The sequence below is a fragment of the Allobosea eneae genome, assembly GCF_042657265.1.
GTDB classification, from domain to species: Bacteria; Pseudomonadota; Alphaproteobacteria; order Rhizobiales; family Beijerinckiaceae; genus Allobosea; species Allobosea eneae.
This window is the reverse complement of record NZ_JBHSLW010000028.1, coordinates 107,307-132,903: the sequence shown is the minus strand read 5'-3', so window position 1 is coordinate 132,903 and position 25,597 is coordinate 107,307. Positions and strand designations below refer to the sequence as shown.

General features: G+C 66.7%; 26 protein-coding genes. 13 read left to right on the top strand and 13 right to left on the bottom strand.

Annotation, left to right across the window (positions count from 1 at the left end):
- Positions 1-159: 159 nt before the first annotated feature.
- Together ACFPOB_RS17540 and ACFPOB_RS17535 are read left to right on the top strand one after the other, a co-directional pair.
- On the top strand, positions 160-1,875 hold the full coding sequence (locus tag ACFPOB_RS17540) for a lysine--tRNA ligase (protein ID WP_377799694.1): 1,716 nt from the start codon (positions 160-162) through the stop codon (positions 1,873-1,875).
- Positions 1,872-2,555 (top strand): nitroreductase, encoded by a 684-nt coding sequence (locus ACFPOB_RS17535; RefSeq protein WP_377799693.1) that lies wholly within the window; start codon positions 1,872-1,874, stop codon positions 2,553-2,555. The genes ACFPOB_RS17540 and ACFPOB_RS17535 overlap by 4 nt, the downstream gene beginning before the upstream one ends.
- A gap of 12 nt (positions 2,556-2,567) precedes the next feature.
- Here the strand turns inward: ACFPOB_RS17535 and ACFPOB_RS17530 are convergent, their stop codons facing one another.
- Positions 2,568-3,089: a cysteine dioxygenase gene (locus ACFPOB_RS17530; protein ID WP_377799692.1), complete on the bottom strand. Its 522-nt coding sequence runs from the start codon at positions 3,087-3,089 to the stop codon at positions 2,568-2,570.
- 186 nt (positions 3,090-3,275) lie between these two features.
- On the opposite strand from ACFPOB_RS17530, the gene ACFPOB_RS17525 reads away from it, so the two are divergent.
- Positions 3,276-3,752: an Lrp/AsnC family transcriptional regulator gene (locus tag ACFPOB_RS17525; protein WP_377799691.1), complete on the top strand. Its 477-nt coding sequence runs from the start codon at positions 3,276-3,278 to the stop codon at positions 3,750-3,752.
- A gap of 109 nt (positions 3,753-3,861) precedes the next feature.
- Here ACFPOB_RS17525 and ACFPOB_RS17520 read toward each other — a convergent pair whose 3' ends face one another.
- Together ACFPOB_RS17520 and ACFPOB_RS17515 are read right to left on the bottom strand one after the other, a co-directional pair.
- A complete protein-coding gene (locus tag ACFPOB_RS17520; protein ID WP_377799690.1) occupies positions 3,862-5,046 on the bottom strand; it encodes an acetyl-CoA C-acyltransferase in 1,185 nt (394 codons plus the stop codon).
- 54 nt (positions 5,047-5,100) lie between these two features.
- Positions 5,101-7,176 carry a 3-hydroxyacyl-CoA dehydrogenase NAD-binding domain-containing protein gene (locus ACFPOB_RS17515; protein ID WP_377799689.1) on the bottom strand — a complete coding sequence of 692 codons (2,076 nt, stop codon included), beginning with the start codon at positions 7,174-7,176 and terminating at the stop codon, positions 5,101-5,103.
- A gap of 174 nt (positions 7,177-7,350) precedes the next feature.
- Here ACFPOB_RS17515 and ACFPOB_RS17510 point away from each other — a divergent pair, with 174 nt between their 5' ends.
- Both ACFPOB_RS17510 and ACFPOB_RS17505 read left to right on the top strand, forming a co-directional pair.
- Complete coding sequence (locus ACFPOB_RS17510) at positions 7,351-8,103, top strand: enoyl-CoA hydratase-related protein (protein WP_377799688.1); 753 nt, start codon at positions 7,351-7,353, stop codon at positions 8,101-8,103.
- Positions 8,104-8,191: 88 nt separating this feature from the next.
- The gene (locus ACFPOB_RS17505; RefSeq protein ID WP_377799687.1) at positions 8,192-8,998 is read left to right on the top strand and encodes a transglutaminase-like domain-containing protein; all 807 of its coding nucleotides are present in this window, start codon (positions 8,192-8,194) and stop codon (positions 8,996-8,998) included.
- Between the two features lie 22 nt (positions 8,999-9,020).
- Here ACFPOB_RS17505 and ACFPOB_RS17500 read toward each other — a convergent pair whose 3' ends face one another.
- From ACFPOB_RS17500 to ACFPOB_RS17480, 5 genes are all read right to left on the bottom strand, one after another.
- The gene (locus tag ACFPOB_RS17500; RefSeq protein ID WP_377799686.1) at positions 9,021-9,272 is read right to left on the bottom strand and encodes a hypothetical protein; all 252 of its coding nucleotides are present in this window, start codon (positions 9,270-9,272) and stop codon (positions 9,021-9,023) included.
- A 115-nt stretch (positions 9,273-9,387) separates the two neighbouring features.
- Entirely contained in the window at positions 9,388-10,236 is an 849-nt protein-coding gene (locus ACFPOB_RS17495) for a metal ABC transporter permease (protein WP_377799685.1), read from the bottom strand.
- A complete protein-coding gene (locus tag ACFPOB_RS17490) occupies positions 10,233-11,084 on the bottom strand; it encodes a metal ABC transporter permease (protein ID WP_377799684.1) in 852 nt (283 codons plus the stop codon). The genes ACFPOB_RS17495 and ACFPOB_RS17490 overlap by 4 nt, the downstream gene beginning before the upstream one ends.
- Positions 11,084-11,992, bottom strand: a complete 909-nt coding sequence (locus ACFPOB_RS17485) for a manganese/iron ABC transporter ATP-binding protein (RefSeq protein ID WP_377799683.1) — start codon at positions 11,990-11,992, stop codon at positions 11,084-11,086. The genes ACFPOB_RS17490 and ACFPOB_RS17485 overlap by 1 nt, the downstream gene beginning before the upstream one ends.
- Positions 11,989-12,909: a metal ABC transporter substrate-binding protein gene (locus tag ACFPOB_RS17480; RefSeq protein ID WP_377799682.1), complete on the bottom strand. Its 921-nt coding sequence runs from the start codon at positions 12,907-12,909 to the stop codon at positions 11,989-11,991. Before ACFPOB_RS17480 ends, ACFPOB_RS17485 begins: the two co-directional genes overlap by 4 nt.
- Before the next feature lie 130 nt (positions 12,910-13,039).
- Here ACFPOB_RS17480 and ACFPOB_RS17475 point away from each other — a divergent pair, with 130 nt between their 5' ends.
- A complete protein-coding gene (locus ACFPOB_RS17475) occupies positions 13,040-13,495 on the top strand; it encodes a Fur family transcriptional regulator (RefSeq protein WP_091836320.1) in 456 nt (151 codons plus the stop codon).
- 96 nt (positions 13,496-13,591) lie between these two features.
- Positions 13,592-15,391: a GGDEF domain-containing protein gene (locus ACFPOB_RS17470; RefSeq protein WP_377799681.1), complete on the top strand. Its 1,800-nt coding sequence runs from the start codon at positions 13,592-13,594 to the stop codon at positions 15,389-15,391.
- A gap of 13 nt (positions 15,392-15,404) precedes the next feature.
- Here the strand turns inward: ACFPOB_RS17470 and acs are convergent, their stop codons facing one another.
- Positions 15,405-17,357 carry an acetate--CoA ligase gene (gene acs / locus ACFPOB_RS17465; RefSeq protein ID WP_377799680.1) on the bottom strand — a complete coding sequence of 651 codons (1,953 nt, stop codon included), beginning with the start codon at positions 17,355-17,357 and terminating at the stop codon, positions 15,405-15,407.
- 273 nt (positions 17,358-17,630) lie between these two features.
- The gene (locus tag ACFPOB_RS17460) at positions 17,631-18,785 is read right to left on the bottom strand and encodes a trans-sulfuration enzyme family protein (protein ID WP_377799679.1); all 1,155 of its coding nucleotides are present in this window, start codon (positions 18,783-18,785) and stop codon (positions 17,631-17,633) included.
- A gap of 104 nt (positions 18,786-18,889) precedes the next feature.
- Between ACFPOB_RS17460 and ACFPOB_RS17455 the strand changes: the two genes are divergently transcribed.
- On the top strand, positions 18,890-19,399 hold the full coding sequence (locus ACFPOB_RS17455) for a TspO/MBR family protein (RefSeq protein ID WP_377799678.1): 510 nt from the start codon (positions 18,890-18,892) through the stop codon (positions 19,397-19,399).
- A gap of 12 nt (positions 19,400-19,411) precedes the next feature.
- On the opposite strand, the gene ACFPOB_RS17450 is transcribed toward ACFPOB_RS17455, so the two are convergent.
- The 3 genes from ACFPOB_RS17450 to ACFPOB_RS17440 form a co-directional block, all read right to left on the bottom strand.
- A complete protein-coding gene (locus ACFPOB_RS17450; protein ID WP_091836358.1) occupies positions 19,412-19,786 on the bottom strand; it encodes a response regulator in 375 nt (124 codons plus the stop codon).
- A 4-nt stretch (positions 19,787-19,790) separates the two neighbouring features.
- Positions 19,791-20,351 (bottom strand): hypoxanthine phosphoribosyltransferase, encoded by a 561-nt coding sequence (gene hpt / locus ACFPOB_RS17445; RefSeq protein ID WP_377799677.1) that lies wholly within the window; start codon positions 20,349-20,351, stop codon positions 19,791-19,793.
- A 130-nt stretch (positions 20,352-20,481) separates the two neighbouring features.
- Positions 20,482-21,306 (bottom strand): zinc-ribbon domain-containing protein, encoded by an 825-nt coding sequence (locus ACFPOB_RS17440; RefSeq protein ID WP_377799676.1) that lies wholly within the window; start codon positions 21,304-21,306, stop codon positions 20,482-20,484.
- A gap of 307 nt (positions 21,307-21,613) precedes the next feature.
- Here ACFPOB_RS17440 and ACFPOB_RS17435 point away from each other — a divergent pair, with 307 nt between their 5' ends.
- The 5 genes from ACFPOB_RS17435 (at position 21,614) to ACFPOB_RS17415 (ending at position 25,452) form a co-directional block, all read left to right on the top strand.
- Positions 21,614-22,237: a cell division ATP-binding protein FtsE gene (locus ACFPOB_RS17435; RefSeq protein ID WP_244543337.1), complete on the top strand. Its 624-nt coding sequence runs from the start codon at positions 21,614-21,616 to the stop codon at positions 22,235-22,237.
- Positions 22,224-23,201 carry a cell division protein FtsX gene (locus tag ACFPOB_RS17430; protein WP_377799675.1) on the top strand — a complete coding sequence of 326 codons (978 nt, stop codon included), beginning with the start codon at positions 22,224-22,226 and terminating at the stop codon, positions 23,199-23,201. The genes ACFPOB_RS17435 and ACFPOB_RS17430 overlap by 14 nt, the downstream gene beginning before the upstream one ends.
- 137 nt (positions 23,202-23,338) lie before the next feature.
- Positions 23,339-24,073: a YdcF family protein gene (locus ACFPOB_RS17425; protein ID WP_377799674.1), complete on the top strand. Its 735-nt coding sequence runs from the start codon at positions 23,339-23,341 to the stop codon at positions 24,071-24,073.
- A gap of 51 nt (positions 24,074-24,124) precedes the next feature.
- On the top strand, positions 24,125-24,907 hold the full coding sequence (locus ACFPOB_RS17420) for a lysophospholipid acyltransferase family protein (RefSeq protein ID WP_377799673.1): 783 nt from the start codon (positions 24,125-24,127) through the stop codon (positions 24,905-24,907).
- Positions 24,908-24,966: 59 nt separating this feature from the next.
- On the top strand, positions 24,967-25,452 hold the full coding sequence (locus ACFPOB_RS17415) for a hypothetical protein (RefSeq protein WP_377799672.1): 486 nt from the start codon (positions 24,967-24,969) through the stop codon (positions 25,450-25,452).
- Positions 25,453-25,597: the final 145 nt, after the last annotated feature.

Here is a 25,597-nt window from a genome sequence, read left to right as displayed (position 1 = left end):
CCCGATCCGGAGTCAATCGACCGACCGGGGTTGTCTGCCGCTTTTTCAGGCAGGCGTTTTCCATCTTGCCGGCAGATGGCGCCGCGGTTGTTGCGCCGCACGCGCATATCTGCGAAACCGCGCCCTTCCCTATCCTATCCTGCGAGACCTGACGCCAAAATGCCCGCTTTCGAACCCGCGCTGATCGAAGCCGCCCGCGTCTCGGCCGCCTGGCCGTTCGAGGAAGCTAAGAAGCTCGTCGCGCGGCTGCAGAAATCGGGCAAGCAGGAGGTGGTGTTCGAGACCGGCTATGGCCCGTCGGGCCTGCCGCATATCGGCACTTTCGGCGAGGTCGCGCGCACCTCGATGGTGCGCCATGCCTTTCAGGTGCTGACCGACGGCGCTGTCCCGACCCGGCTGATCGCTTTCTCGGACGATATGGACGGCCTGCGCAAGGTGCCGGACAATGTCCCGAACAAGGAGCTGCTGGCGCAGCATCTCGGCAAGCCGCTGACCGAGGTGCCGGACCCGTTCGGCACGCATGACTCCTTCGGCCGGCACAACAATGCCCGGCTCTGCGCCTTCCTCGACCAGTTCGGCTTCGACTACGAGTTCAAGTCCTCGACCGACGCCTATCGCGCCGGCGAGTTCGACGCGACCCTGCTCAGGATGCTGGCCCGCTTCGACAAGATCATGTCGATCATGCTTGCGACCCTGCGCGAGGAGCGCGCCGCGACCTATTCGCCCTTCCTGCCGATCCATCCGAAGACGCGGGTCGTCATGCAGGTGCCGATCGAGGCGCGCGATGTCGAGGCCGGCACCATCACCTGGACCGACCCGCAGAGCGGCGAGCGCTTCACCACGCCGGTGACCGGCGGCCATGCCAAGCTGCAATGGAAGCCGGACTGGGCGATGCGCTGGGTCGCGCTCGGCGTCGACTACGAGATGGCCGGCAAGGACCTGATCGACTCCGTCAAGGTCTCCTCGCAGATCGCCCGCGCCATCGACGGTGTGCCGCCGGAAGGCTTCAACTACGAGCTCTTCCTGGACGAGCAGGGCCAGAAGATCTCGAAGTCGAAGGGCAACGGCCTGACCATCGAGGAGTGGCTGAGCTATGGCCCGCCGGAATCGCTGGCGCTGTTCATGTACTCGCGCCCGCGCGAGGCCAAGAAGCTGCATTTCGACGTGATCCCGCGCGCCGTCGACGACTATCTGCAGTTCCTCGGCGGCTATGACCGGCAGGACTGGAAGAACCGGCTCGGCAACCCGGTCTGGCATATCCATGCCGGCACGCCGCCGCAGCCGGAGGTGATCGCCACCGGCGAGGGCGACAATGCGGTGCGCACCCAGATCTCATTCTCGCTGCTGATGAACCTCGTCGCCGTCGCGAATTCCGAGGACAAGGCCGTGCTCTGGGGCTTCCTGCAACGCTATGCGCCCGGCATTTCGCCTGAGAGCCATCCGCGGCTCGATGCGCTCGTCGGCTACGCGCTCGCCTACTTCAGAGACTTCGTGAAGCCGGCGAAGCATTACCGCCCGGCCGACGAGACCGAGCGCGCCGCCTTCACCGCGCTGGACGCCGCGCTCGCCGCATTGCCGGCCGGAGCGAGCGCCGAAGCGGTTCAGGATGCGGCGCTCGACGTGGCGCGGGCCATCCCGCGCTATCAGAACCTCGGCGCCAAGAACGCGACGCCGGAACGGCCGGGCGTCTCTGGCGACTGGTGGAAGGCGATCTACCAGGTGATGTTCGGCGAGGACCAGGGCCCGCGCTTCGGCTCCTTCGCAGCGATCTACGGCCTCGACAACACCCGCAAGCTGATCGCCAAGGCGCTCGATGGCGGGCTGATCCGCGAGCATGAGGCCTTCCTGGCGGCGCGCCAGCCGCTCAGCGCATGAGCGCAGCGGCGGCTGAGGCGGTCGAGAAGGCCATCGCCAGCCGCCGCGCCGTGCGCGCCTTCCTGCCCGATCCGGTCGATCCTGCGCTGGTGCGTCGCTTGATCGAGCTGGCGGCGCAGGCGCCGAGCGGCACCAACATGCAGCCCTGGCGGCTACGGGTGCTTGGGCCCAAGGTGCGCGCCAGGCTGGAGACGGCACTGGTCGCCGCGCTCGACGATCCCTCCCCGCGCGAGGAGGAATACCGCTACTATCCTGCGACCCTCCGCGAGCCCTATCTCTCGCGTCGTCGCAAAGTCGGCTGGGACCTCTACGGCCTGCTCGGCGTCGCCAAGGGCGACCATGCCGGCATGCGCCGCCAAACCGAGGCGAACCTGCGCTTCTTCGGTGCGCCGGTCGCGCTGATGCTGACGGTCGACCGCGATCTCGAGATCGGCTCCTGGCTCGATCTCGGCGGCTTCATCCAGACTCTGCTGATCGCGGCGCAAGGCCACGATCTCGATTCCTGCCCGCAGGCGATCTTCGCCAGCTTCCACGGGGTCGTGCGACGCGAGCTTGCCATCCCGCAGAGCGAGGTCGTGGTCTGCGGCATCGCGCTCGGCAAGGCCGATCCAGAGGCGCCGGCGAACCGGCTCGTGCCCGAGCGCGAGCCGGTCGAGGGCTTCACCAGCTGGCTGGATTAGCCGCTGCGGCCTTCAGCCCGCCACGGCGGTATACTCGGTCTCGACCGAGGAATCGTGGAGATGGTGGTCGTAGCCGTAGATGTGGATCGAGATCGCGTCGCCAACGCCGCGATTCTGCATGCGGTGGATGTTCGGCCCGGTCGGCAGCATGCAGGCGACATAGCCGGCCTGGCGCTCATACTCCTGCGTCGCCACCGCGCGGCTGGCGTCGATGGCGCGATACCAGGTTTCCGTCAGGGCGCCGGTAACCATGCCGAAGCAGCAAGAGCAGTGATGGTCGTGGATGCAGGTGGTCGAGCCTTCGCCCCAGACCATCGCCCAGACGCTGACGGCATCATTGCCAGCCAGCAGGTTGCGGGCATAGCCGCCCGCCTTGCGCTGCAGCGGCAGAGCCTGAATCAGGTCGGGGATCGCGACGAGCTCGTTGAGGACGGCGCGAGCCGCAGCGAGATAATCGCGCGAGCAGGTGCCCTCATGGGTGCGCAGGGCGTTCAGCACTGCGCCGCTCCGCTCCTCGCCGAGAAAGCCCTGCATGTCACTCATCTCCCATCGCATCTGATGACAGGCGAATGATAGGCCGGGCACAGTGGCAATGGTTTGCAATCCTCCACTCAAGGAAAGACAAACTTAGAAACTGATACCAATCGATGTCATATTGTGAGAAGATAAATTCGACTTACGCATAGCGGGTGACATTCCATTCCGATCGGAAAGACTCACGTGCTCAAACTCGACGCCTTCGACCTGCGCATCCTCGCGCTGTTGCAGGAGGATGCCAGCAAGCCGCTGGCCGAGATCGCCGATGCGGTCGGGCTGTCCACGACGCCGTGCTGGCGGCGCATCCAGAAGCTGGAAGCAGCAGGCTACATCAAGCAACGCGTCGCGCTGCTCGACCGCGACAAGCTCCGGGCCGGCGTCACCGTCTTCATCGCGGTGAAGACGGCGCGCCATTCGATGGAGTGGCTGGAGCGCTTCCACGCCGCCGTGCACGATTTGCCGGAGATCGTCGACTTCTACCGGATGAGCGGCGACATCGACTATCTGCTCAAGGCCTATGTCTGCGACATCGCCGCTTATGACGCGCTCTACAAGAAGCTGATCGCCCGGATCGAGCTCAGCGATGTCACCTCCATGTTCGCCATGGAGGAGCTGAAATCGACCACGGCGATCCCGCTCGGCTTCGCCGCCGAGGGCTGATCACCTCACCGTCGTGCTCACACTCGTGGCGAGCATCCACGTCTTGAACACCGCATTGCCTCGGGGAAGACGCGGATGGTCGGGACAAGCCCGACCATGACGAGAAGGCTCACCCATTGATCTCGAAGAGGCCGGCGCAGCCCATGCCGCCGGCGACGCACATGGTGACCACGGCATAGCGCGCCTTGCGTCGGCGCCCTTCCAGCAGGGCATGGCCGACGAGCCGCGCCCCGCTCATGCCGAAGGGATGGCCGATCGCGATCGCGCCGCCATTGACGTTGACCTTGTCGGGATCGATGCCGAGCCTGTCGCGGCAATAGAGCGACTGCGAGGCGAAGGCCTCGTTCAGCTCCCACAGATCGATGTCGGAGACCATGAGACCGTTGCGCTCCAGCAGGCGCGGCACCGCGAAGACCGGGCCGATGCCCATCTCGTCGGGCTCGCAGCCGGCCGAGGCGAAGCCGCGGAAGATGCCGAGCGGCGTAAGACCGCGGCGCCTGGCCTCCTCAGCCGACATCACCACGCTGGCCGAGGCGCCGTCGGAAAGCTGGCTGGCATTGCCCGCGGTGACGAACTTGTCTTCGCCGCGCACGGGTTTCAGCTTGGCGAGGCCCTCCAGCGTCGTTTCGGGCCGGTTGCCCTCATCTTTGCTGAGCGTGACCTCTTCCTGACGGGTCTCGCCGGTCGCCTTGTCGGTGACGGCCATCACCGCGCTCATCGGCACGATCTCGTTATCGAAGAGCTGGCGCTGCTGGGCCGCGGCGGTGCGGCGCTGGCTCTCGACCGAGAACGCGTCCTGGGCCTGGCGCGAGATGCCGTAGCGCTCGGCGACGATGTCGGCCGTCTCGATCATGCTCGTATAGATCGTCGGCTTGTTGGCCTTGAGCCAGTCGTTCTCGGTCAGGTCGCGCCGCACCACCGGCGCCACCAACGAGATCGATTCGACTCCGCCGCCGATCGCGACCGGCACCCCGTCCAGCACCACCCGCCGCGCCGCATGTGCGATCGCCTCCAGCCCCGAGGCGCAAAAGCGGCTGACGGTGACGCCGGCCGACTGCACCGGTATGCCGGCGACGAGCGCGCCATGGCGGGCGACATTGCCGCCGGTCGCGGCTTCCGGATAGCCGCAGCCCATCACCACTTCCTCGACTGCCTCCGGCTCGAGCTTGGCCCGCGCCATGGCGTGCCTGATCGCATGGGCGGCCATGTCGGCGCCGCGAACCTGGTTGAAGGCGCCGCGATGCGCCTTGCCGATCGGCGTGCGGGCAGTCGAGACGATGACGGCTTCGGTCATGGCGTTTCACATCCTGTCAGGCAGTACTTGGGTAGCTGGTTGGAATAGTCGCTCTCAGGTGGCTTTCGTTGCAGAAAAGCCTTTGCCCTCGGCAGCGAGCTTGCGGAGCAGCGGCGCCGGTTCGAGGGAGACGTCGCCGCTCTCTGCCGCCTGCTGCTCCAGTCGTTTGACGATCGTGCCGAGCCCGACGCTTTCAGCCCAATGCATCGGCCCACCGCGCCAGGCCGGCCAGTTGTAGCCGTTGAGCCAGACCGTATCGATGTCGCCGGCGCGGGTCGCGATGCCCTCGTCGAGGATGCGCGCGCCCTCGTTGACCATCGGATCGAGCAGCCGCGCCAGGATCTCCTCAGCCGTGAAGCTGCGCCGCGTCACGCCCTTGCTCGCCGAGACCTCGGCGATCAGCGCCTCGACCTCCGGATCGCGCTCGCCGGCGCGCGCGCCCTCTGGATAACGGTAATAGCCGCGCCCGGTCTTCTGGCCGAACCAGCCGCGCTCGCAGATCGCATCGGCCACTGCCGCGCTCTTGCCGCGTGCCTTGCGGCTGCGCCAGCTGATGTCGTTGCCGGCAAGGTCGGACATGGCGAACGGCCCCATCTTGAAGCCGAAGCCGGTCAGCGCCGCATCGACCTCGTGCGGCAGGGCGCCGGCGACGAGCAGGCGCTCGGCGGCGCGGGTGCGCGCCTCAAGCATGCGGTTGCCGACGAAGCCGAAGCAGTTGCCGACCACGACCGGCACCTTGCCGAGCTTGCGCCCGAGGCCGATAGCGGTCGCGACCACATCCTCAGCCACGCCAGCCGGACGAACGATCTCCAGCAGCTTCATCACATTGGCCGGGCTGAAGAAATGCAGGCCGAGCACGTCCGCCGGCCGGCTCGTCACGGCAGCGATCTCGGTGACGTCGAGATAGGAGGTGTTGCTGGCGAGGATCGCACCCGGCTTGGCGATTGTGTCGAGCGCCCCGAATATCTCGCGCTTGACGCCCATCTCCTCGAAGGCAGCCTCGATCACGATGTCCGCTTCCGCAGCGGCTGCTAATCCGACCGCAGGCGTGATCAGCGCCATGCGCTGCTCGCGCACCGCCTCGGTCATCGAGCCGCGCTTGACCGAGAAGCCATAGGTGTCGCGCACCCGGGCATGGCCCTTGTCGATCTGCTCCTGCGTGGTCTCGATCAGCGTCACCGGGATGCCGGCATTGGCGAAGCACATCGCGATGCCGCCGCCCATGGTGCCGGCGCCGATCACGGCGGCGCGCGCGATCGGACGCGGCTTGACGCTTTCGTCGATGCCGGGAACCTTCGCCGCCTCGCGCTCGGCGAAGAAGACATAGCGCAGCGCCTTGGAGCGCTCGTCGCCGAGGAGCTTCACGAACAGCGCCCGCTCGGTCGCAAGCCCCTCCGCCAGCGGCAACGTCAGCGCCGCGCGCACCGCCTCGACCAGGGCTGCGACATTCGGCATCTCGCCCGACTTCGCCAGCGCATCCTTGGCAAGCGCCTCGAAAGCCTCTTGCTCGGCCGGCGTCAGCTTGTCGCTGCGCTCGCCGGTCCTCGTGGGCGCGCCCTTGCCCGCCAGCTCCTGCGCCAGTGCGATCGCTGCCCCGACGGCATCGCTCTCGACGAGCTTATCGACCAGCCCGAGCGCCAGGGCCTTCTGCGCCGGGATCGGCTCGCCCGAGAGCATCATCGGGAAGGCGGCGGCGGCCCCGATCAGGCGCGGCAGGCGCTGCGTGCCGCCGGCGCCCGGGATCAGCCCGAGCTTGATCTCCGGCAGGCCGAGCTTCGCGGCCTGGCTGGCGACGCGGCCATGACACGCGAGCGCGACCTCGAGCCCGCCGCCGAGTGCGACGCCCTCGATCGCCGCGACGACCGGTTTGGGCGCGTTCTCGATCGCGGCCAGCAGGTCGGGCAGGATCGGCGGCGCCGGAGGCTTGCCGAATTCGCTGATGTCGGCGCCGGCGATGAAGGCCCTGCCCTTGGCGGCAATGACCAGCGCAACGACATCGGCATCGGCCATAGCCTGAGCGAGCGCCTGCAACAGGTCGGCACGCAGCGCGGCGCTCAGGGCGTTGACCGGCGGATTGTCGAGGCTCGCGACCGCCACATCTCCGTGACGGGTCAATGCGACTGTAGGCATGCGGTCTCCACCCTGTCTTCTCGGCGCGGCCATCACGCCCTGATTATTTGAAACTTAAAATAATGCCGGTTGCACTGCAACGACGCAGAACCTGCCGGGCTTCCTTGACCGGCGCAATCCCCTCCCCCATCGTCTCCCGCCGCCTCGAGCGGGAGAGACGATGAGAAGGTTTGCATGACGAAGACCGTTCTGAGCGAGACCCCGGCCGAGGGCGTCAGGCAGATCACCATGAACCGGCCCGATCGGCGCAACGCGCTCGATCGCGCCACCTATCAGGGTCTGATCGACGCGCTTGCCGCCGCTGACGCCGACGCCTCGGTGCGCGCCGTCGTGCTCACCGGCGCCGGCGGCTGCTTCACCAGCGGCAACGACATCAAGGACTTCGCAGCGGCCGCGGCCACAGGCGTCGGCGCCGAGATCGCCATCGACTTCCTGACCGCGATCTCGACGGCGAAGAAGCCGCTCATCGCGGCGGCAGAAGGCTTCGCCGTCGGCATCGGCACCACCATGCTGCTACACTGCGATCTCGCTTTTGCCGGGCGCGGCGCCAGCTTCCGCATGCCCTTCGTCAGCCTCGGCCTCTGCCCGGAAGGCGGGTCGAGCTATCTCCTGCCGCTGATCGCCGGTAGCAAGCGCGCTGCCGAATTGCTGATGCTGGGCGAGCCTTTCGGACCCGAGATCGCGCAGGAGGCCGGTCTGATCAACGCCGTCACCGAGGAAGGTGGCGCGCTCGCTGCGGCGCTCGACAAGGCCAAGGCGCTGGCGGCCCTGCCGCCGCAATCGGTCGCGCTGACCAAGTCCCTGCTCAAGCGCGGCAGCGCCGCCGCCGTGGCCGAGACAATCGGGACCGAGGCGCGCCATTTCGGCGAACGACTGAAATCGGCGGAGGCACAGGCCGCTTTCATGGCGTTCCTGACCAAGCGCTGACGACACCGTCGCGCTGCTGTCGCGGGAATCGCGGAACATTCTGCACCCCACCACGTTGACGCGCGTCAACGCCCGCAAGGAGCTGGATGTGAAGCTGAAGGTCGTCGCCACCCTCGTCTATCGCTTCGACCATGAAACGCCGGTGATCGTCGCGATCGAGCCGGCACGGTCCCCGGATCAGACCATCCTCTCGGAGCAGTTGCTGATCGACCAACCCGCCGAGCTGATCCGAGACCTGGATTCCGAGACCGGCATGCGCCGCTTTCGGGCGTCGTTGTCGGGCCAGGTCTCGATCCAGTATCAGGGCACGATCGACAACGGCGCGCGCCGCCAGCTTCATGCCGATGCCCGCCAGCATGCCTGGGCCGAGTTGCCGGCCGAAGTACTGCCTTATCTGCTGCCGAGCCGCTTCTGCCCCTCCGACAATCTGATGCGCTTCGCCCAGCGCGAGTTCAGTGACATCGAGGCCGGCGGCGCCAAGGTTCTCGCTGTCGTCGACTGGCTGCAGGAGCATGTCGACTACGTGCACGGCGTCAGCAATGCGCAGACCACGGCCGAGCAGACCTTCATCGACCGAGCCGGCGTCTGCCGTGACTTCAGCCATCTCGGCATCGCGCTTTGCCGAGCCCTGAACCTGCCGGCGCGGGCTGTCAGCGCCTATGCCGCCGATCTAGATCCGCCGGATTTCCACGCCGTGTTCGAGGTCTTCCTCGACGGGCGTTGGTGGCTGGTCGACCCGACCCGGCTGGCGCCGATCGAGGGCATGGTCCGCATCGCGGCCGGGCGCGACGCCGCCGACATCGCCTTCCTGACCAGCGGCAGCCTGTGCCAGTGCCTCAACCAATGGGTCGAGGTCAGCCGCAGCGAGGACAGCGAGCCGGTTCGGGCGGCTTGAGCTGACGGCTCAGCCGCGACGATCAATCGTCGTCATCGTCGTCGCGCCGGCGCCTGCGACGCCGGGAATGGTAGTCGTCATCGCGCCACCGCCGCCGATAGCCATCATCATAGTAGCGGCGGCGATACCGGTGACGGCGCCGGCGATCATCGTCGTCGTCATCGTCGTCGGCCCGCGCCGCGGTCGCGGTCAGAGCCGAGCCGGCGATCGCCATCGGCAAGGCGAACAGCGCCAGCCGCAGCAGCGTTCGTCGCTTCTGGTCGGTCTCGCTCATCCTCATCTCCTCCATATCGGCCATGTCCCATCGCAGCGGGACAGTTTGGCGGATTTGGCAAGAACGCGTGGCGAGGGGCCTTATTCCCAACAGGTCCGATTTTTCGCGGCAGGGCTCAGGCTGGCCGCACCGCGGACAGCCTCCGCGTCCTCAGGAGGCTGCGCGTCAGCGCGGCCAGGAAGAGCATCGCCTGCACCACGACGATGCAGGGCCCAGTCGCGACATCGAGATGGAAGCTCACGATCGTGCCAAGAACGCTCGACGTCACCGCCGCCGCAACCGCAGCCAGCAGCATCAGGTCAAAGCGGCGCGTGGTCAGGTAGCCGATCGCACCGGGCGCTATCAGCATCGCCACGACGAGGATGATGCCGACCGCCTTCAGCGCGGCGACGATGGTCAGCGCCAGCATGGCGAGCAGGCCGAAATGCAGCGCCCTCACCGGCAGGCCGATCGCCCGCGCATGCGCCGGATCGAAGGCGTGCAGCAGGAAGTCGCGTCGTTTGACGAGCATGAAGCCGGCGACCGGCAAAGCGATCAGCGCCGTCTCGGCGATGTCGCCCCAGGTCACGCCGAGCATGTTGCCGAACAGGATGTGCATGAGGTGCTGGTCGCTGTCGACCTTGACGAACAGCACGAGGCCGAGTGCGAACATGCCGGAGAAGACGATGCCCATCACCGTGTCCTCCTTCACCCGGCTGTTCTCCTTGAGGTAGCCGATGCCGAAGGCGCAGGCGAGGCCCGCCGCGAAGGCACCGATGGCGAGCGGCAGGCTAGCGATATGGGCCAGCACGATGCCGGGCAGCACCGCATGCGAGACCGCATCGCCCATCAGCGACCAGCCCTTCAGCACGAGGAAACAGGACAGCACGGCGCAGACAAGCCCGACCATCACCGCGACCGCAAGGCCGCGCAGCATGAACTCGTGCGCGAAGGGCGCGAGCAGCCAGGGTTGGATCAGGCTCATGCCGGGCCTCCGACGCTGGCGGCGCGGCGCGCCCCGAGGCGGCCATGCTTGGGCGCGAACAGGAAGGCGGCGAGGAAGAGGAGCGTCTGGAACACGACGATGAGGCCGCCGGTCGAGCCGTCGAGGAAGTAGCTGGCATAGGCGCCAACCGCCGAGGTCACGACGCCCATCGTCACCGCGATTGCGATCAGCCGGCCGAAACGGTCGGTCAGGAGATAGGCCGTCGCGCCGGGGGTCACCACCATGGCGATGACGAGGCAGGCGCCGACCGTCTGCAGCGCCGCGACGGTGCAGGCCGAGAGCAACACGAAGAAGAGGATCTTCAGCCGCGTCGGCGAGAGGCCGACGGCGCGCGCCTGGTTCTCGTCGAAGAAGACCAGCATCAGATCCTTCCAGCGCAGCAACAGGATGGCGAGCGACACAAACGCGATGATCGCGACCTGGATCACGTCCTCGTCGGAAATGCCGAGGATGTTGCCGAGCACGATCGACTGGACGTTGACCGAGGTCGGGTTGATCGAGACGATCATCAGCCCGACGGCAAAGAATGTGGTGAAGACGATGCCGATCACGGCATCCTCGCGCAATTGCGTGCGCACCCTGACCAGCGCCATGGCGAGGGCCGCCAGCAGGCCGGAGAAAAAGGCGCCGGCGGCATAGGGAACCTTGAGGAGATAGGCGAGCGCGACGCCGGGCACGATCGCATGCGCCAGCGCGTCGCCCATCAGCGACCAGCCCTTCAGCATCAGATAACAGGACAGGAAGGCACAGACGCCGCCGACCAGAGCCGAGACCCAGATCGCCTTGACCATGTACTGATAGCCGAAGGGTTCGAGCAAGAGTTCCATCACGGTTGCCCGTCCTTCCTGCCGGCGGCGGGCTTCTCCTGGTCGCGGTCGCCATAGAAGACCAGCGGGCGCTCGTCGTCGGTGATCACGGTGACGCGGCGCTGGTCGGCGTCGGCATGCAGGCTCGCGCCCTCCAGGCGGAAATGCCGGAGCGCGCCGCCGAAGGCCCGCTGCAGATTGTCCTGGGTGAAGGTCGTCTCTGTCGGTCCGGCGGCGAGCACGGTCTTGTTGACGATCACGACCTGGTCGCAGAAATCCGGGATCGAGCCGAGATTATGGGTCGAGACCAGCATCAGCCGGCCTTCGGCCCGCAGCTCCCGCATCAGCTGGACGATCTGGTCCTCGGTCTTGACGTCGACGCCGGTGAAGGGCTCGTCGAGCAGGATCACCTGCCCGCCCTGCGCCAGGGCGCGGGCGAGGAAAACGCGTTTGCGCTGGCCGCCGGAGAGCTCGCCGATCTGGCGGCGGCGGAACTCCAGCATGTTGACGCGTTCGAGCGCCTGCTCGGCCGCCTCGCGATCCGCCTTTCGCGGCAGGCGCATGAAGCCCATATGGCCATAGCGCCCCATCATCACGACGTCGTCGACCAGCACCGGGAAGGTCCAGTCGACTTCCTCCGCCTGCGGCACATAGGCGACGAGCCCGCGCTTCAGCGCCTGGCGCACCTCCATGCCGGCGATGCTGACCAGCCCCTGCGCCGGTTTCAGGAAGCCCATCAGCGTCTTGAAGATCGTCGACTTGCCGGAGCCGTTGACGCCGACCAGCGCACAAATCGTGCCGGGGCCGAGCGCGAAGGAGGCATTGTTGACCGCGGTGACGCCATTGGCGTAGCGGACGGTGACGCCGCTGACCACGATCGACGGCGTCGGCCCCTGCCTCGGGCGTATGTCTGCGGCCTGTCGGTTCACTGGCCGAACCCTTTCGCGATCGTGTCGACGGTGACTTCCAGCAGCTTGAGATAGGTCGGCACCACGCCGCGCGCATCGGAGAGCGAGTCGACATAGAGCACGCCGCCGTACTTTGCCCCGGTCTCGCGCGCGACCTGCTTGGCGGCCTTGTCCGAGATCGTGCTCTCGCTGAATACGGCCGGGATCTTGTTCTTGCGGACGAGGTCGATCAGGCGGCGCACCTGCTGCGGCGTGCCCTGTTCGTCGGCGTTGATCGGCCAGAGATAGGCTTCGCGCCAGCCATAGTCGCGGGCGAGGTAGCTGAAGGCGCCCTCGCTGGAAACGAGCCAGCGCTTCTCGGCCGGCACCTTGTCGAGGCGGGCGCGCAGGGGCGCGTCTATCGCTTTGATCTGCGCGGAATAGTCGGCAGCGTTCTTGGCATAGGTCGCGGCATTGGCCGGATCGGCCTCGGCCAGCGCCTTGCGGATGTTCTCGACATAGATCAGCGCGCTTGCCGTGGACATCCAGGCATGCGGGTTGGGCTTGCCCTCATAGGGTCCGTCCTTGATGCCCATCGGCGCGATGCCGTCCGTCACCACCGCGCTTCGGACGTTCTTCACATTGTCGAAGAACTTCTCGAACCAGCGCTCGAGGTTCATGCCGTTCCAGAGCACGAGATCGGCCGATTGCGCCTTCACCACATCGAGCGGCGTCGGCTGGTAATCGTGGATCTCAGCGCCCGGCTTGGTGATCGACTCGACGATCGCGGCTGTGCCGGCGACGTTCTGGGCGATGTCCTGTATCACCGTGAAGGTGGTGACGACACGCAGCGGCTTGCCCGGCGCAGCCTGTGCCAGAGCCCCCCCAGCGGACGCGGCGAGGCCGAACGCGAGCGTCGTGGCGGCGGCAAAGCCAAGGAAACGGCGGCGCGTGAACATGGTCTCTCCGATAGCAGGACTGGGAACAATGGAACGCTATTGCAACCTACTTGCATTTGTCAACGCAATTGCAAACGAATTGCGACAAGCCATTTTTGCAAATGCCTCTCAGGGTTGCTAACTCTCGTGCATGAAAGGAATCGACCAGCGCGTAACGGAATTCGAGCACCAGCTCCGCAAGGCGGGCCTGCGGATGACGCAGCAGCGCCGGCTGATCCTGCGGGTCCTGGCCGAGGCCGATGACCATCCCGATGCGAAGGGCATCTTCACGCGCGCCTTCTTGCACGACCCGACGCTGTCGCTTTCGACCGTCTATCGCACGATGAAACTGCTGGAGACACAGGGCGCGATTGAGCGCCATGCCTTCGAGGACGGCGTCTCGCGCTACGAGCACGCCGACCAGCAGCACCATGACCATCTGATCGATGTCGAGACCGGCCAGGTCGTCGAATTCTCCTCGCCCGAAATCGAGGCGCTCCAGGCGAAGATCGCGGCCGAACTTGGCTACGAGATCGTCCGCCACAAGCTCGAACTCTATGGCAGGAAGCTCGGCCGGAAGGGTCGCCGCAAACCCGGCGAAGGCTGAAGCCGGCTTTTGGCGGCAATGAGTTAACTGAATCTCAATCGCCAGCTTCGATAGCTCACGCAACGGCAACTTGCCTGTCGGAAGCGTGCATTAGCTTTGAGTAATCGTTTCGAATTGCCAGCCGCCATTCGCCCGCACTCGGGCGCCAGCCTCGATACCAAGCTTGTTCTGGGTTGCATGGTCCTGCTCGCGCTCTCGCTTGCACTGGCGCTCGGCCTGATCACCATTCTCGGCAGCGATTATGCCCGTGCCAGCCGCAATCTCGAGGCGCTGACGCTCTACAGGAAAGTGTTGACAGCAGCGAACCGGCTCTCCGCCGAGCGCGGCCCGATGAACAGCGTGCTCGGCGAGGAGTCGGCGGCGGACGGCCCTGCCGCGCGCAAGCTCGCCGAATTCCGCACAGTGAGCGATCAGGCCCTGGCCGAGATTACACCCGATGACGGTGATGAGATCACCCGGCGTCTCGTCGATCGCGACAAGCTAGACAACGTCCGCGCCAGCCTCGCCGCCGCAAGACGCGCAGCGGATCAGCTGAGCGCACGGCCACTGGCCGAGCGCGACACCACCGAGATCCGCAGCGTCATCACCGGCATGTTCGACGTTGTCGAGACGATGCGGCCGGTGGTGACCGGCGCCATGGCCGAGCTGATCGAGCACGACCGCACACTCGCCGGGCACGCTTTGGCCGGGCAGATGCTCGGCGACCTGCGCGAATATGCCGGCCGGATGGGCTCCTTCCTCGCCCCCTCGATCGCTGCGCGCCAGCCGCTCTCCGCGACGGCTTACGACGAGCTCATCCTGACCCATGGGCGCGTCCTGCAGATCTGGCAATCGCTGGAACACCAGCTTGCCCTGCACGCCGACGCGCCCGAGCTGGTCGCCGCCGTCGGCGAGGCGAGAATCCGCTACTTCCGCGACGGGCTCGATCTCATCGCGCGGCTGAGCGCCGAGGGAAAGACGGGCCACTATTCTGTCACCACCGAACAGATGACATTGCAGTACGTTCCGACGATGGCACCGCTGGAACGCCTGCGTGACGGCTTCCTCGACGATATGCTGGCGCATGCACGGGCCACCCGGGCGAACAGCGTCCATTGGCTTCAGCTCGTCGTGGCCTTCACCGTTCTGATCGTCCTCACCAATCTGCTGCTGCTCGTGCTGGCGCGCCGGCGCATCTTCCGCCCGCTGCTGCAGGCCCGCAACCACATCGTGGCACTCGCCGAGGAACGCAATCTCGACCAGCCGACGCGCGTCAGCAGGCATGGCGGCGAGATTCATGAGCTGTTCGCGGCCCTTGAATCGCTGCGCCTCAAGCTGCGCGAGCGCCTGCGCCTCACCGAGCGCCTAAAGGTGCAGGCCGAAACCGATGCGCTGACCGGCCTGCTGAACCGCCGCACGTTCGATCGTCTCGGCCAGGACGACTCCGGCTTCGCCGACCTGCCCGTCGAAACCGGCCTGATCCTGATGGATATCGATCGCTTCAAGCTGATCAACGACACCTATGGCCACATCGCCGGCGATCAGGTCCTGCGGGCCACGGCGGGGCTGGTGGTGGAAATGGTTCGCAAGAACGACCTCGTCATGCGCTATGGCGGCGAGGAGTTCGCCATTGTCCTGCCGAGCACCTCCCTGCGCACGCTGGCGCGGATCGCGGAAACGCTGCGCGCGGCGATCGCCGAGCAGGCGATCGCGCTCGACGACGGCACCGAAGTGCTCGTCACTGCCAGCTTCGGCGTCGCGACCGGCCGACGCGATGGCCCTGGCTGGAAGACATTGATCGAAGCAGCCGATCAGGCGCTCTACATGGCCAAGGCCGAGGGCCGGAACCGGGTCGGCGTCGCCGGCGAGCACAGGCTCGCCGGTCAGGTCGTGGCCGATCGGGTCAGGGCAGCCTGAGGCCGCGCGAGCCTCAGCCCGCCTTTCGCTTGTTCTGTCGGTTGGCGATCAGATCGTCGACGACGGCCGGATCGGCGAGCGTCGAGGTATCGCCGAGCGCGCCATACTCGTCCTCGGCGATCTTGCGCAGGATGCGGCGCATGATCTTGCCGGAGCGGGTCTTGGGCAGGCCGGGCGCGAACTGGATCAGGTCCGGAGAGGCGATCGGGCCGATCTCGTTGCGGACATAGGAGACCAGCTCCTTCTTCAGGTCGGCCGAGGGCTTCTCGCCGGCCATCAGCGTGACATAGGCGTAGATGCCCTGCCCCTTGATGTCGTGGGGGTAGCCGACCACGGCCGCTTCCGAGACCTTGGGATGCGCCACCAGCGCCGATTCGACCTCGGCTGTGCCCATCCGGTGGCCGGAGACGTTGATCACGTCGTCGACGCGGCCGGTGATCCAGTAATAGCCGTCGGCGTCGCGCCGGCAGCCGTCGCCGGTGAAGTACTTGTTCGGATAGGTGGCGAAATAGGTCTCCTCGAAGCGCTTGTGGTCGCCATAGACCGTGCGCATCTGGCCGGGCCAGCTCTCGGCGATGACGAGGTTGCCCTCGGCCGCGCCCTCCAACACCTTGCCTTCGGCATCGACCAGCTCGGGCTTGACGCCGAAGAAGGGCCGTGTCGCCGAGCCGGGCTTGAGCTTCGTCGCGCCCGGCAGCGGCGTGATCAGGATGCCGCCGGTCTCGGTCTGCCACCAGGTGTCGACGATCGGGCAGCGGCGCTCGCCGACGACGCGGTGATACCATTCCCAGGCTTCCGGGTTGATCGGCTCGCCGACCGAGCCGAGCAGGCGCAGCGATTTGCGCTTGGTCTTCTTCACCGGCTCCTCGCCGGCGCCCATCAGCGAGCGGATCGCGGTCGGGGCGGTATAGAAGATGTTGACCTTGTGCTTGTCGACCACGTCCCAGAAGCGCGAGATCGTCGGATAGGTCGGGATACCCTCGAACATCAGCGTCGTGGCGCCGTTGGCGAGCGGCCCGTAGAGGATGTAGCTGTGGCCGGTGACCCAGCCGACATCGGCGGTGCACCAGTAGATGTCGCCGTCATGGTAGTCGAAGACGTATTGATGCGTCATCGCCGCGTAGACGAGATAGCCGCCGCTGGTGTGCAGCACGCCTTTCGGCTTGCCGGTCGAGCCCGAGGTGTAGAGCAGGAACAGCGGATCCTCGGCCTTGACCTCGACCGGTGGGCAATGCCCCGAGACCTTCGCGGCCTCGTCATGGTACCAGACGTCACGGCCATCCTGCATGGTGACGTTGCCGCCGGTGCGCTTGACCACGATCACCGTGCCGATGCCGCCCTTCACCTTGTCGTCGGCGGCATCGACATTCTTCTTGAGCGGCACGGAGCGGCCGCCGCGCAGGCTTTCATCGGCGGTGATCACGACCTTTGAGTCGGAATCCTCGATGCGGCTCGCCAGCGAATCCGGCGAGAAGCCGCCGAACACGACCGAATGCATCGCCCCGATCCGGGCGCAGGCCAGCATCGCATAGGCCGCTTCCGGGATCATCGGCAGGTAGATCGTGACCCGGTCGCCCTTCTTGACGCCCTTGGCCTTCAGCACGTTCGCGAACTTGCAGACCTCGGTATAGAGCTGGCCGTAGCTGATCTTCTTCGACTCGCTGGGATCATCGCCCTCCCAGATGATCGCCGTCTGCTTGGCCCGCGTCGCAAGGTGCCGGTCGATGCAGTTGAAAGCGACATTGGTGGTGCCGTCCTCGAACCATTTGATCGAGACCTTGCCCGGCTTGTAGCTGACGTTCCGGACTTTGCTGTAGGGCTTGAACCAATCGATCCGCTTGCCGTGCTCGCCCCAGAACTTGTCCGGGTCCTTGATCGAGGCCGAATACATCTTCTTGTACTTGGCGTCGTTCAGCCAGGCCTTCTTGGCCCAGGACGCTGGCACGTCGTAGATCATCTCGGTCATAACAGGCGTCTCCCCAGACTTGGGCCGTCGTCGGGACCGGTTCTGTCGGCTCGCGGCAACGCGCCACGACGATCCGACCGGCCTTGTTCGAGTTCGTCGCATCATAGGCAGCAAGCCCGGCCCGACAAGCGCCGCGGGCTCGCACTTTGGTGTCACAGACTTTTGGCGAGGATGGCGATGATCGCAGCGGCCCATGACAGGCCGGCGATCCATCCCGCCACGGCGAAACGGGAGGCCGGAATGGCAGCGCGGGGATAGCCTCGTGCCTTGGTCTCAGCGATGCCCGGCCTTCAGCGCCAGATCAAGATCGGCGTAGAGGTCCTCGATATCCTCGATGCCGGTCGAGAGGCGCAGCAGGTCGGGCGGGCAAGGCGAGCCGGCGCCCTCGATCGAGGCGCGGTGCTCGATCAGGCTTTCGACGCCGCCGAGCGAGGTGGCCCTCTTGTACAGCTCGACATGAGCTGCTGTCGCAACCGCCGCAGCCTCGCCGCCAGTGACCTGAATCGAGAGCATGAAGCCGAAGCCGCCCTCCATCTGCCTGGCGGCGATGTCATGGCCGGGATGTTGCGGCAGGCCGGGATAGAGCACGCGCGAGACCAGCGGATGGGACGACAGCTTTTGCGCCAGCGCCATGGCCGAGGCCGACTGGCGCTCCTGCCGGACATGGAGCGTGCGCATGCCGCGCATCAGGAGATAGGCCTCGAACGGGCCGAGGATACCGCCCTGTCCCTTGCGAATGGTCTTGACCCAGTTCCAGAACTCATCGTCCTCGCGGGCGCAGAGCGCCCCGGCGACGACGTCGGAATGGCCGTTCAGCACCTTGGTCGCGGCATGCATGACGATGTCGGCGCCCAGCGTCAGCGGGCGCGTGTGCACCGGCGAGGCGCAGGTCGAATCGACCGCGAGCTTCGCGCCGGCCACATGAGCGATCTCGGCAGCGGCGGCGATATCGGTGATGGTCCAGAGCGGGTTGGACGGCGTCTCGGCCCAAACCAGCTTGGTGACGCCGGGCTTTACCGCTTCCTTCAGCTTGGCGAGGTCGTCGGTCTCGACGAAGTCGATCTTCAGGCCCCAGCGCGTCGCCTCGGTCAGCAGCCAGGCGCGCAGCGCCCAATACATCACCTTGGAGGCGACGACATGATCGCCCGGCGAGAGCGCCTGGAACACGGCGGTCGCCGCAGCCATGCCGGAGCCGAACAGCAGGGCGCCGGCCTTGGCCTCCTCCAGCATGGCGAGCACGGCCTGCGCCTCGTGCACCGTCTCATTGTCCGGGCGGCCATAGATGAAGCCGGAGGAATAGGCGTTGTCCTCGTCGCGGATATAGGTGGTGGAGACGTGGATCGGCGGCACCACCGCCTTGGTCAGCGGGTCGATCTTGCCCATTGCCTGGGCGGCGAGCGAACGAGGGTGCAGTGGGCGCTTGGTCATGGTCGATCCGATTTCTACTATGTGAGACGATTCATCTCACCTGAATTGCTGCGCTGCAAGAGGCGCGTCTTGTGTGGCGCGCAGGGAAGCTCCATCCTCGCCGCATGAGCATAGCGACAGACAGCACCGGCCGTCAGCCGAATGTGTGGCTTGCTGCGGCCCTCGCAATCCTGCCGGTGGTGGCGGCATCGCTGATCGGCAGTGCCGTGACCGTGCCGCAGATTCCAGGCTGGTATGCCGGCCTCGCCAAGCCGCCCTTCAACCCGCCGAACTGGCTGTTCGCGCCGGTCTGGACGACGCTGTTTGCGCTGATGGCGCTGGCCGCCTTCCGCATCTGGCGGCTGCCGACCGGAACCGCAGGCAGAGCGCAAACGCTGCTCGTCTATCACGTCCAGCTCGCGCTCAACATGCTCTGGTCCTGCGTGTTCTTCGGCCTGAACAGCCCGGCAGGCGGGCTCGCCGTGATCGCGCTGCTGCTGGCGGCGATGATCTGGACGATGCGGCGCTTTGCAACGCTCGGTGACAGGCTGTCCGTGGCACTGTTCGTGCCCTATCTCGCCTGGGTCTCGTTCGCGAGCCTGCTCAACGCTTCGATCTGGTGGCTGAATCGCTAGCCTCGCGATCGCTCAGCCGATCGAGCGCTCGATCACCCGCAGCACCGTCTCGCGCAATTCAGCGATGGTGAAGGGCTTGGTCATCACCTCCGAGACGATCGTCTCCAGGCTCTTGGCCCGTTCGCGCTGCTCGGCATAGCCGGTCATCAGCATGATGGTGAGGTCGGGGAAGTGCTGCTTGGCCGCGAGCGCCAATGCAATCCCGTCCATCAAGGGCATGCGGATATCGGTGAGCAGCAGGTCGAAATGGCCCTGCTCGGCCATCAGGATGTCGAGCGCCTCAGCGCCGTCGCCGGCTGTCAGGCAGTCATGCCCGTCCATGGCGAGGCCGCGCGCGACCAGCGAGCGCAGGCTTTCCTCGTCATCGACCACGAGAATGCGCGACATATCCTCAGATCCCCGGCAGACCGGCCTGGTCGGCGGTCTCGATCACGCCGACATAGGGCAGTTGGCGATAGGAATGGGCGACGTCCATGCCGTAACCGACGACGAAGAAGTCCGGGCATTCGAAGCCGACATAATCGGCCTTGATGTTGACGGCGCGCTTGCCCGGTTTCTCCAGCAACACGGCGGTGGAGACGCGGGCGGCGCCACGCGCGGCCAGCAGGTCCTTGGCGAAGGCGAGCGTACGGCCGGATTCGAGGATGTCGTCGACGAGCAGGACGTGCCGGCCATGGACGTCGCTCTGCACGTCCCGCAGGATCTCGACCTGGCCGGAGGACACAGTGGCGGCGCGATAGCTCGAGAGATGGACAAATTCGACCTGCGGGGACATGCCGGCGCGATGCATGGCGCGGATCAGGTCGGCGACGAACATGAAGCTACCCTTCAGCACCGCGACGACGAGCAGGTTTTCGCCGGCGGTGGTGGCGATCTCGGCGGCCATTTCGGCATTGCGCGTGGCGATCGCCGCCTCGTCGTAGAGAACGCGGATACGCTGGGGCTGGGACATCGACGACCGTTCCTTTCGGCGCGGGCCCGTGCCCGCGCAGCCCCGTGATCGCGGGCTAAACTCTTCAGGCCTGAATCATAGCGTTCATGTGCCGACAATTGAAGCGGCCGGCCTTCAGGGGTGTGGGAAATCAGTAGAGGCTGGCTATGCCGTCGGGGCTGCCCCCGCCGAAACGCAACTGGACCGAGCGGCCATCCTGCGGCGGCGAAGCGAGGCGAGCGCGGAAATGCACCAGCTCCGCAGGCTCAAGCGACGGGCGCGGCGGCTCCGTCGTCCAGCTGTAGAGCACCTTGCCGTCCTCGCCTTGCACCATCACGGTAATCGGCGGCACCTTCGTCGTGCTCTTGGCGATGTTGGTGACGTCGCCGGAAACCACAAGGAAACGCCCCTGCGGATCCTGGACCAGCTCGCTCTCGACGGCACTGAAGGCGAGTCCGCGCACATTCACCGGCAAGCCGATGCTCGCAAAGAGGCCGGCGAATTGCGGCATCACCCGAACGACGCGCTCGCGCTGCCAGAGCCCAAGCCCGAGCGCGGCGAGCCCGGCGACGACGAAGAGGCCGGCAGCCGCGGATCGCAGGCTCCCAGCCGGCTTGCCGACGCCCGGCCAGTTGCGCTTCCGCTTCGAAAGCCGTGATGGCGGCGTTGCATCCAGCTGCGCCGGCTCGGCCCGCTCCGATGCGAGCGCCGAGATGTCGGCGTCGATCTCGGCGGCTCGGCGCAGCTCTTCGGCCAACTCCGCGGCGGTCTCCTCGGGGCTGGGAGCGCCAGGAAGATCCGGCATCGCGGCATCGAGATCGGATTGCAGGACCTCTTCGGTCGGCTGCACCTCTCGCGGCGCCTGAATCTGCCAGGTGGTCTGGCAGCTGGCGCAGCGCACCTTGCGACCGCCGGCCCCGATCTTGGCCTCGGCGATCTCATACCGGCTGGCGCAGTTGGGGCAGACGATCTGCATGGCCTTAAAAATGCTCGCTCCGCGCTGCATCCCCGCAGGATGTCGGTCCGGAGCCTGATCCTCCCACCGCTGCGCGCAAGCGCAAGCGGGTGCGGTCAGCTGCTCCGCCTCCCATAGGGTCGATTTATGGTTAACGTCACGTAAAGCCTGAACCGAGCAGGGCTGAGGAAAACCTGCCGGCCCTTCCTGCCGGGGCTTGGTCTCGGTGTAAGGTCGTGTCGGCTCGGCGCCCGTCCGCTACGATTCGGAAAGTTCAGCGAGAGGAACAGCGTTGGTTCGGTTCGAGAATGTCGGCTTGCGGTACGGGATGGGACCGGAGGTGCTGAAGGACATCAACTTCAGCATCGCGCCGCGCTCCTTCCAGTACCTGACCGGGCCGTCGGGCGCGGGCAAGACCACGCTGATCCGGCTGATCCTGATGGCGCTCAAGCCGACGCGCGGGCTGGTCAACCTGTTCGGCCAGGACGTGTCGCGCCTCGAAGCCGCCACGCTGACCGATTTCCGGCGACGCATGGGCGTCGTTTTCCAGGATTTCCGTCTGCTCGACCACCTGACGGTCTATGAGAATGTCGCGCTGCCATTGCGCGTCCTCGGCAAGGACGAGGCGAGCTATCGCGCCGAGGTGGTGGAGCTGCTGCGCTGGGTCGGCCTTGGCGAGCGCATGCACGCGGTGCCCGCCGTCCTCTCCGGCGGCGAGAAGCAGCGCGCCGCGATTGCGCGCGCACTGATCAGCCGGCCGCAATTGCTGCTTGCCGACGAGCCGACCGGCAATGTCGACCCCGGTCTCGGGCGCCGCCTGCTCCGCCTGTTCATGGAATTGCAGTCGCTCGGGACCGCGGTGGTGATCGCGACCCACGACATTGCGCTGATGGAACTTTATGACGCGCCGCGCCTCGTGCTGGCGGATGGGCATCTGCATGTCGACGCCTGACCATCTCGACCTGGAGGAGGCCGAGGATGAGCGGCCACGCGGCGGCTCGCGCCTGCCGGCGAGCCTGCGCCGCGACCAGCCGCTCGTGCCGGTCGACTCCGTCGCCGGGCGCGCGCTCGTCGTCGTCATCGCCATCCTGACCTTCCTGGCGGCACTGAGCGCCGGGGCGGCGCTGCTCGCCGCCCGCGCCTCGGAGCAGTGGCGCGGCGCGGTCGCCAACGAGATGACGATCCAGGTCCGGCCCGATCCGCGCCGCAACATCGAGCAGGACATCGCCCGCGCGGTCGAGCTCGCCCGCGCCGTGCCGAGCGTCGCCGATGTCAGGCCGATGCCGCGGGCCGAATCGGACAAGCTGCTCGAACCCTGGCTCGGCGCTGGGCTCGATCTCGTCGAACTGCCGATCCCGCGATTGATCGTGCTGCGGCTGTCCTCGACCTCCGCCAACGATCTCGTCGCCTTCAGCCAGACATTGCGGCGCGAGGTGCCGAGCGCGACGCTCGACGACCACCGGCTCTGGGTGCGCCGCCTCTCGACCATGGCGAGCACGATCATCCTCGCCGGCGTCGCGGTGGTGCTGCTGGTGCTGGTGGCGGCCGGGCTCGCCGTCGCCTTCGCGACGCGCGGCGCCATGGCCGGCAGCCGCGATTCAGTCGAGGTGCTGCATTTCGTCGGCGCGACCGACGAGTTCATCGCGCGCGAGTTCCAGACGCGGTTCGTCGCGCTCGGCCTGCGCGGCGGCGCGGCCGGCGGGCTCGCGGCGATCGTTGCGATCGCGCTGCTCGGCTTCCTTTCCTCGGCCTGGAGCGCGACACCGGAAGCCGACCAGTTGCAGGCGCTGTTCGGAGCCTTCGAAATCGGCTGGTCCGGCTATGGCGTCGTCATCCTGGTCGCGGCGGTGGTCGCGGCGATCGCGGGACTCGTCTCGCGGCTGACGGTGCGCCATTATCTCAGGGCAATGGGCTGACTCGCTGCGCGGCGGAGTTGTGAGAGTGCCGTCATTGTGCCCGATTGGGCGGTTAGTTACCCGATCTCATGGTGCTGCTTGGAACCCGCCAAGGTCATTTCCCCTGTGTTGAGGACAGCCCGGCTGCCCCGAGACCGATGACGACGCTCGCTTCTCCGCGGCGCCGCTGGTTTCGCCGCTTCCTTGTCTGGTCCTGCCTGTTCGGCTGCTTCGTCGTCGCCGCCGGCTATGTCTGGTTTGCCACCGGCTTGTCTCGGACCGAAGCCGGAGGGGCGCCGCGGACCGACGCCATCGTCGTCGTCACCGGCGGGGCGCAGCGCATCGGCGATGCCGTCAGCCTGCTCAACGCCGAGCGCGGAAGCCGTCTCCTGATCAGCGGCGTCAACGAGAAGACCGGCCGGGAGGAATTGGCCAAGCTCAACCCGACGGCGCGCGAGGCGCTCGCCTGCTGCGTCGACCTCGACTATCGCGCCCGCAACACCATCGGCAACGCCATCGAGACGCGGCGCTGGGTCCGCCGTCATGATTTCCGCTCGCTGCTGGTGGTGACGTCGAACTACCACATGCCGCGCACGCTGCTCGAACTCCGGCATGCGATGCCCGAGGTGCGCTTCGTGCCGCATCCCGTGGTGACCGACCAGGTCGACGTCGCCGGCTGGTGGCGCGACTGGCACACGCTCCGACTTCTGGTGCCCGAATACCTCAAATACTTGGTAGCTGCCGCGCGCAGCCAACTGGAAACGGACCCTGAGACGTCGAGACTCTCGGTGATCATCGGCGGGCGCAAGCCGATCTCGCCGAAGCCGAGCGATCAGATCGGTCCCGAGCACGAGAAGCGCTCGCGCGCGGCGACGCAGGCGCGCGGAGCCTGACCTACTCGAAGGGCTCTTGACGCGCTTTGGCAGCCGGGGTTCTTGCGGATCATGCTGCTGATCCGCTCGCTCCTGTTCAACACCGCCTTCTACCTGAACCTCGCCTTGTGGCTGGTCGCGGCCATGGTGACGATGGTGCTGCCGCCGCGCTTCCTGCTGATGGTCGCCCTGGGCTGGGCGCAGAGCTCGCTCTGGCTGATGCGGGTGATCGTCGGCACACGTTACGAGATCAAGGGCACCGAGAACATTCCGCCCGGCGGGATCATCATGGCGGCCAAGCACCAGTCGACCTGGGAGACCTTCGCGCTGGTGACGGTGTTCCGCAATCCCGTCTACATCCTCAAGCGCGAATTGACCTGGCTGCCCTTCTTCGGCTGGTGCCTGATCAAGCTCAGAATGATCCCTGTCGATCGCGGCGCCCGCAGCCGGGCGCTGCAGGGGGTGACAAGGCGCGCCAAGGTCGAGCTCGGCCAGAACGGCCGCCAGCTGATGATCTTCCCGGAGGGCACGCGCCGGCCGGCCGGCGCCGAACCGGCCTACAAATACGGCGTCACCCATCTCTATGCCGAGCTCGGCGTTCCCTGCGTGCCCGTCGCGCTCAATGCCGGGCTGTTCTGGCCGCGCCGCAGCCTGATCAAGCGCCCGGGCACGATCCGCGTCGAGATCATGCCGGCGATTCCGCCCGGCATGGACAAGGTGGCGTTCCACGCTCTGCTGCAGGAGCAGATTGAGACCGCCAGCAACCGGCTCCTGGCCGACGGCCTTGCCGAACTTGACCGGCTCGGCGTGCCTCCTCCTGTCAGTATACGTCAGGAGGCGCGGCCCAGTGCCTGATCGGCCTTGACAATGGATCGCGCTGTTCCGATTTTGTTCTAGAACAAAGGAGGAACGATATGGCTGCTTTGGCCCGTGCCCGTTTCCCAATCGACCGCAACCGGTCGCCCGACAAGATGCCGCGCCAGCTCAATCTGCTGGAGGCGTTGCAGCCTGCCAAGGCAGAGCGCGCCGCGCCGCTGTTCGACGATGCTGCCGGTCTGCCGGGACAGGTGCGCGAGATGCCGCTACGCGCGACGGCCCAGCTCGCCGAGCGCCGCTTCACCGCCTGGCGCGGTCGTTCGGGCCGGCGCTATGTCGCCTCGGTCTTCGCCATTCAGGACGGGCATGCGCTCGGCTTTACCGACGCGGTACTGCTGGCGGTGTCGCCGGATCGCAAGATCGTCGCGGCGCGCGACAGCGGGCCGTTCGGCATCGATGCAGCGTTGACGCGCTGGCGCGACGCCGTCGCCATGGCCGGCGCCAGCGAGATTCATGTCCATCTTTTGGCGGAAGACAGCGCCGGCCGCCGCGCCGCGCTCTGCGACCTGATGCCGGAGGCGTGAGCGGCGCCGTCATTCCGCGACTTCGCGGAGCGAAGGGCACAGGAGTCCAAGACCACGACGCTTAGCCAACTCGTCATGCTCGCCCTTGTGGCGAGCAGCCATGTCTTGAACACCGCTTGCCGAGAGGAAGACGTGAATGGTCGGG

Coding starts and splice junctions, on each gene's coding strand:
- ACFPOB_RS17540 (WP_377799694.1), top strand. CDS start 160: ATGCCCGCTTTCGAACCCGCGCTGATCGAAGCCGCCCGCGTCTCGGCC.
- ACFPOB_RS17535 (WP_377799693.1), top strand. CDS start 1,872: ATGAGCGCAGCGGCGGCTGAGGCGGTCGAGAAGGCCATCGCCAGCCGC.
- ACFPOB_RS17530 (WP_377799692.1), bottom strand. CDS start 3,089: ATGCAGGGCTTTCTCGGCGAGGAGCGGAGCGGCGCAGTGCTGAACGCC.
- ACFPOB_RS17520 (WP_377799690.1), bottom strand. CDS start 5,046: ATGACCGAAGCCGTCATCGTCTCGACTGCCCGCACGCCGATCGGCAAG.
- ACFPOB_RS17515 (WP_377799689.1), bottom strand. CDS start 7,176: ATGCCTACAGTCGCATTGACCCGTCACGGAGATGTGGCGGTCGCGAGC.
- ACFPOB_RS17510 (WP_377799688.1), top strand. CDS start 7,351: ATGACGAAGACCGTTCTGAGCGAGACCCCGGCCGAGGGCGTCAGGCAG.
- ACFPOB_RS17500 (WP_377799686.1), bottom strand. CDS start 9,272: ATGAGCGAGACCGACCAGAAGCGACGAACGCTGCTGCGGCTGGCGCTG.
- ACFPOB_RS17495 (WP_377799685.1), bottom strand. CDS start 10,236: ATGAGCCTGATCCAACCCTGGCTGCTCGCGCCCTTCGCGCACGAGTTC.
- ACFPOB_RS17490 (WP_377799684.1), bottom strand. CDS start 11,084: ATGGAACTCTTGCTCGAACCCTTCGGCTATCAGTACATGGTCAAGGCG.
- ACFPOB_RS17480 (WP_377799682.1), bottom strand. CDS start 12,909: ATGTTCACGCGCCGCCGTTTCCTTGGCTTTGCCGCCGCCACGACGCTC.
- ACFPOB_RS17475 (WP_091836320.1), top strand. CDS start 13,040: ATGAAAGGAATCGACCAGCGCGTAACGGAATTCGAGCACCAGCTCCGC.
- acs (WP_377799680.1), bottom strand. CDS start 17,357: ATGACCGAGATGATCTACGACGTGCCAGCGTCCTGGGCCAAGAAGGCC.
- ACFPOB_RS17460 (WP_377799679.1), bottom strand. CDS start 18,785: ATGACCAAGCGCCCACTGCACCCTCGTTCGCTCGCCGCCCAGGCAATG.
- ACFPOB_RS17455 (WP_377799678.1), top strand. CDS start 18,890: ATGAGCATAGCGACAGACAGCACCGGCCGTCAGCCGAATGTGTGGCTT.
- ACFPOB_RS17450 (WP_091836358.1), bottom strand. CDS start 19,786: ATGTCGCGCATTCTCGTGGTCGATGACGAGGAAAGCCTGCGCTCGCTG.
- hpt (WP_377799677.1), bottom strand. CDS start 20,351: ATGTCCCAGCCCCAGCGTATCCGCGTTCTCTACGACGAGGCGGCGATC.
- ACFPOB_RS17440 (WP_377799676.1), bottom strand. CDS start 21,306: ATGCAGATCGTCTGCCCCAACTGCGCCAGCCGGTATGAGATCGCCGAG.
- ACFPOB_RS17435 (WP_244543337.1), top strand. CDS start 21,614: ATGGGACCGGAGGTGCTGAAGGACATCAACTTCAGCATCGCGCCGCGC.
- ACFPOB_RS17430 (WP_377799675.1), top strand. CDS start 22,224: ATGTCGACGCCTGACCATCTCGACCTGGAGGAGGCCGAGGATGAGCGG.
- ACFPOB_RS17425 (WP_377799674.1), top strand. CDS start 23,339: ATGACGACGCTCGCTTCTCCGCGGCGCCGCTGGTTTCGCCGCTTCCTT.
- ACFPOB_RS17420 (WP_377799673.1), top strand. CDS start 24,125: ATGCTGCTGATCCGCTCGCTCCTGTTCAACACCGCCTTCTACCTGAAC.
- ACFPOB_RS17415 (WP_377799672.1), top strand. CDS start 24,967: ATGGCTGCTTTGGCCCGTGCCCGTTTCCCAATCGACCGCAACCGGTCG.